This is a genomic window from Planktotalea sp., assembly GCF_039984035.1.
GTDB lineage: Bacteria > Pseudomonadota > Alphaproteobacteria > Rhodobacterales > Rhodobacteraceae > Planktotalea.
Genome location: NZ_JBDWVM010000344.1, coordinates 1 through 5478 on the forward strand (window position 1 = coordinate 1; position 5478 = coordinate 5478).

Genomic DNA, 5478 nt, shown 5'->3' on the forward strand with positions numbered 1-5478 from the left:
CTCGACAAACCACCCCTCTTTGTTCTTTAGGCCATGGAATAGCTGCTTTGCTGTCGCTACAATTTCGTGGGCACGTGCACGAGCTTCACCACGCACCCCTGATGACCGACCCTCCAAGAAGTTAACCAAGTGCTTTGGTTCATCGTACTTCAGGACGCGTTCAGAAATTTTAGTCAGGCTTTCGAAATCGGCTCCCAGTTTTGCATGCGCCATAAATCGGATAATCATCGTTGCTGCTATTTGCTTATTATAATCAATATCTTCTAGAACAGTCATTTCTCCACCCCCTCACATCGCTAATTTTAACTAATTTTGACTACCTTAAGCTTGTTGGTCAACTCCGATTGATGCGGAAATGGGCACCTAGTGGGTGCAATGCTCGTTTGTGCCTAATGGTTCGCTAAATCCTAGGCGTCGGTGACACATACGAGTTGCGGTATTTTGGAACCATTAACCAACTTCTCGGCAATAAGGAGAATTCAAATGATCTACGACCTCACACTCGAAGATGGGTCGCGCCGCAGGCTTGGGAAACAGGAGGTAACCAAAATGGAACCAATCGCAGTCGCCTTACCGCGCGCAGCCCGCAAGATATACACGTTATTCACATGCGCTATTCTGCTGATAACCTACTTTGGCAGTGCTTCCGCAGCGGACGCTGCGGAAGTTTGCAATAGAACACCTCTGAGGCTATTCGTTGCCTTTGGGTATTTTGACGACCAATCCGGAAACTGGGAAAAGAAAGGGTGGTATTCCATAAGTGCTGGCGAGTGCACAAATGTGCCACAGAGCTCTATAAATACATTCTACTATTACGCTGAAACAGATTCATCCGACCTACTAAGCTCACACTTTGATTCCAAGAACTATCGCTGGGCCGGCAGCAAGGACGATTCAGATGATGTCGCTTCTTGCCTTACGTCTTCAGAGTTTCACGACGATTGGGACAAGTGCTACAGTTCTGGCCGGTCAGAAATCTTTAGACGAGTAGACACGTCGGGCAATCCCAACTACACATACTCACTTTGGAGCCAAAAGGTACATTCGAAGCTAGGTTTTGAGATATCTAGCCTCGAACAAGCTCGTGAAGTCCGCCACCTTATTAAAGGTCAGATCCTGTATCGCCGTTCCATCGAAAATGACCCAAAGGGAACGCCTTATCGCATCGGCCTTGATCTTTTACAGGACGAAAATGGTGTTTTCGTCCAGGACGTAATACCAGGGCTACCAACTTATGGCATTATGTTCCCTGGCGATAGAATACTTGGCTTTAACGGGAAACCAACAAACTCAATCTATGAGCTGATATTCGAAATACAGGATCATGCTTATTCCCTAAGCCCAGAAGAACGGCTATTTGAGATTTATTTCTATCGCTATGACCCAGAAACGGATGAGTGGCGGCCCGCCATTGCGCATCTTGACGCCGTGTACTTTCAGCACTTGGATGATCGGGTCTCATCAGGCGGCTCTTTTGAAGCAGCAGCTTCAGCTGCCGCCAACGGCGCGACATTTGGCACTTTACCTTACTTGTACTGTGCTGGCGAATATCTTTGGGACAAAGTAATCGAAGAGAAGCCGGATCATCAAATAAATGGTGACTGCGTAGAAACTTCGAAGAGAAACCGCTCAAAACGATATGAGCAGTACGAAGATGTCTCCACAACGTTTGATTTTGCCTCTAGTTTTTTCAGCCCACGCCTCGTTTGGAAACTTCTAGCCCGCAACGCAGCACGACGAAGCTTTCGAAATTTTGCGGTCGCTGTCTTGGACGAAGGGTTGCAAGCTGCCGTGTACGAATACACATGGAGTACAGACGGCGAGCTGCTCCCAACCCCAGAAGTTGTGAAAGGGATCGTACAAGGGATGGCCATAGGTGGCGGAGCACATCTCGCTTTAGGCAGGTAGACAATAGTGAAAGGAAAAGACATGCGATTAATGATAGTTGTAGCGGTATCCATAGCACTTATGGCTGGCACCGCTCTGGCCAGCCCAAAGTCCCAAACGTTGACTAACACCTTCAATAAATCTGACCCAATAAATCAGATATACCCTAATGGAAATCTTGGATATCGAAACGGAAGCGTGCAGACATCCAAGCTAAACCCGAACGGGTCTACACACACGACAATATATAACTCGACTGAAGGCATGCGATATTCTTACGATCGTTTACCTAATGGGACCTTCAGCGGTGGTCATTGGAACATGCAAGGTGGATATTATCCCGGACTTCCAAAGAACGGTTCACCTAACTAATTGAACCAACGGTATTGCCAAGTTGTTGGCGCTAACTTGTGAAGCTTTGAAAAGGCAGGATCACGCGGCCAATTCAACGATGTAGTCGTCCCAGAGGCTGAAGGCATCCGAACGGGAATGGCGGTATGAAGTTGCGGTGAGTTGGTAGCGGCGGGGGCGGAAGATGAGGTTGATCTGATCATGCGCAAACAGAAACCTCTGGGCCTGCCGGTAGGATTTGAATTTGCCGAAGATCTTCTCTCGTTTGCGGGTCGGTCGATGGGAAACTTCGATCGAGTTATTTAAACCCTTATGGGCACGGTGGTCGGCGTCCGGTGTCAAAGTTTTGATCGGCTTGATGTAGCTGCGTAATTTGTCGGTGATGATCACCCTCGGTTCACCAAAGTTGGCGACTAGTCTTTCGAAGAACCGCTTTGCAGCCTTTGCGTTTCGACGCGTTTGCACAAGAATATCGAGTACGTCGCCGTTGGCGTCGATCGCGCGCCACAGCCAGTGCTTCTTGCCACGGATTGTGCGCACAACTTCGTCCAGATGCCACTTGTCATTCGGTCCCGGTCGATCCCGACGGATGCAATCTGCGAAATGCCGACCAAAGCGATTGACCCAAAGCCGGATCGCTTCCCGGCTGACAATCACGCCCCGCGCAGCCAACAGGTCTTCCACATCGGCCGTGCTCAGAGCAAACCGATGGTAAACCCAAACAGCGTAACCGACGATCTCGCGAGGAAAACGGAAGCCCTTTAGGCGCGGCATATGGGTTGGAATGTTCATCAAATTCTCTTACCCAAATCAGATGTGGCCAACAACTTGGCAATACCGATCAATCAGTTGCCGGGCGCTGAGCGTCATTTGGTCGTTGGTAATCATGATCTTAGGTCAACACTGGAGCTACCCTGGGATTCTATCTCGCACTTCGTTGAATTGCAGGATGGCCCTCAAAACCTGCCCAACACATTATGCCACTACCCAATGATTACCTGGAACCATGCTCGCAAAGGTGCACTACAGTTCTTTGGCCATGTTCATGACAATTGGCGCGGGTCTCGCAATTCTGTGAATGTCGGCGTTGATGTGTGGGACTTTATGCCGGTTACCTTTGCCGACATTGCGCGCCGTGCAAAGAAGTTGCCGCCCAACAAGCATTGGGGCGATGTTGAGCATAGGGCGAAACTCAACACTTAGACCGCTACGAGGGCAAGATATGAAGGTCTTTTCAACAACCCAATTGAGGCGCAACACATCTGAAATTATGGAGGCGGTTCAATGTGAACCCGTTATGATCACTAGGTACGGGAAATCTCTCTTTGCGATGATATCACGCGAACACTTTGATGCCATACAGCGCGTGCTAAACTCCGCCACCTTAGGTATGGAGGCAGAGCATCCACAGTGAGGGCTTATTTTGTTGAAAAAGTTCGATTAATCTCAAGCCTTGGGAATTTCTGGACCATGTAGCGACGCCAACATATTTCACCGGGGGGTTCGGCCAAATCGGTGATCTGGCTTTCCTAGCGCACCACAATGCCCGTCACGATGGTTTGGACGTTACTATAGCAGGAGAACCGTTTCTGCCGAAAAACCTGAGCCACAAGTTTTTCGACTTCTTCAACAAAATGGGCGGTTTCCAGTCATTCGCTGCAATTGCGAGTGAGTTTGGTTGTCAAAGTGGAAGCAGCGATTCGTCTCTTTCTATTTTTTAGCATCTGTTCTAACCTGGCTTGCTTCAACTCAGAACTCATTTTTGACTGATTGCGCCAACTGTGCAAAGATTACAAAAAAGCGGATACTCGCGCGGTGGACCAAGAACAATGCATCCGCTATGGTCCACGCTGACCACTTTTTTGTCACCATTCGCATTGCTGTCGCAGACACCGCTTGTGCCAGAGCCCCAGTTGAGACAAGCAGATGACCTTTGCCATCCACGTGATCGCTGAACTTTACGAGGTCGAGGTCCTGACCGATCTGGATCATATCGAGACGACCTTGCGGACCGCTGCGCATGACGCTGGCGCGACTGTATTAGGAGGGCATTTTCACAGCTTCGATGGCGGAGGTGTAACGGGTGTCTTGTTGCTCGCGGAGTCGCACATCACCATTCATACATGGCCAGAGCTTGGCTATGCTGCTCTGGACGTTTTTATGTGTGGGGCGATGAAGCCCCGACTGGCTGCGCACCGCGTTGCGTCGGGCCTGGTGGCTGGGCGTTGCGACATTCGGGAGGTCGCGCGGGGACCTCAGTCAAACCAGCGCGCCCAGCCGGCCTGATAGTATCCAGCCAATACATGGCTCTGAATAGAATTCACCTCGACGGCAAGTGGCGCGATATCTGGCGGAAACACGCGTGCAGCAGCCCACGCCTGGGGCGTAAGGAACCTTAGATCGGGCCGGAAGGTGGGCGGGGTGCGCGCCATCCCAGCTTGCTGAGCCATCACAAAGCCCCAATCGCCAAAACTTGGGACCAGCACATGATACGGAGTTGTCTGCAGGTAGGTTCCGGGCTGCTCGGGGCTGCTCACGCTTTCAAGCGTGGCCTTAATCGACCAGAAGGCCTCTCGCGCATAGAGCGGTGACCCAGCCTGGGTCACAAAGGCCCCACCAAAAGCTAGGTTTTCAACCACGAGACGATAGAATTCTGCGGAGTAGAGCTTGGACAGCGACAGATTTCGGGGGTCAGGCAGGTCAGCAATGATCACGTCATACCGGTCTTCGCTATCAGATAGGAATTTCCAGGCATCCATGTTCACAATACGGACCATGGCATCGGATAAAGCGTGGCTGTTCAAAGCGGCCAATGTATCATTGTCGCGAAAAATCTCGGTGACGCGCGGATCAAGGTCTACCAGCGTGACATCGTCGACGCTGTCATGGCGTAACACTTCGCGCACGGCCATGCCGTCGCCACCGCCTAAAATCAAGACGCGGGCCGGGCGGGCGACCACACCCATAACAGGGTGCACCAGCGCCTCGTGGTAGCGATATTCGTCTCGACTGTCGAACTGGATCGACTGGTCGAGAAACAACCGCGTCCTGTCACGAAAACGGGTCACGGTGATCGTCTGATAGGGCGTGGTCTCCGAGAAAATGATGTCGTCCTCATAGAGCGCGGCCTCCAACGCCGAAACAAGGCGTTCGGACTGCCAGAGCGCTGCCAAACAAGCGGTCAGCGCAACGGCCCAGACAGCCCAAAGAGACACAGACATCTTGTCGCGAAAGAACCAT

5 protein-coding genes and 1 pseudogene are annotated in these 5478 nt (G+C 51.2%); 3 read left to right on the plus strand and 3 right to left on the minus strand.

All coding sequences use genetic code 11. The features are described 5' to 3' along the window. Positions 1–276, minus strand: a 276-nt coding sequence (locus ABJQ89_RS15435; protein ID WP_348497058.1) for a hypothetical protein, incomplete at its 3' end; no start/stop codon positions are given. A gap of 207 nt (positions 277–483) precedes the next feature. On the opposite strand from ABJQ89_RS15435, the gene ABJQ89_RS15440 reads away from it, so the two are divergent. Then, complete coding sequence (locus ABJQ89_RS15440; protein WP_348497059.1) at positions 484–1908, plus strand: DUF1036 domain-containing protein; 1425 nt, start codon at positions 484–486, stop codon at positions 1906–1908. A gap of 411 nt (positions 1909–2319) precedes the next feature. On the opposite strand, the gene ABJQ89_RS15445 is transcribed toward ABJQ89_RS15440, so the two are convergent. Next, entirely contained in the window at positions 2320–3030 is a 711-nt protein-coding gene (locus ABJQ89_RS15445; protein WP_348497060.1) for an IS6 family transposase, read from the minus strand. On the opposite strand from ABJQ89_RS15445, the gene ABJQ89_RS15450 reads away from it, so the two are divergent. Both ABJQ89_RS15450 and speD read left to right on the plus strand, forming a co-directional pair. After that, positions 3013–3441 (plus strand): metallophosphoesterase, encoded by a 429-nt coding sequence (locus ABJQ89_RS15450; protein WP_348497061.1) that lies wholly within the window; start codon positions 3013–3015, stop codon positions 3439–3441. The two genes, ABJQ89_RS15445 and ABJQ89_RS15450, sit on opposite strands and share 18 nt — an antisense overlap. Positions 3442–4164: 723 nt before the next feature. Next, positions 4165–4524, plus strand: a complete 360-nt coding sequence (gene speD / locus ABJQ89_RS15455; RefSeq protein ID WP_348497062.1) for an adenosylmethionine decarboxylase — start codon at positions 4165–4167, stop codon at positions 4522–4524. On the opposite strand, the pseudogene ABJQ89_RS15460 reads toward speD, so the two are convergent. Next, a pseudogene (locus ABJQ89_RS15460) lies at positions 4494–5478 on the minus strand (spermidine synthase); the annotation flags it as partial. The gene speD and the pseudogene ABJQ89_RS15460 overlap by 31 nt on opposite strands.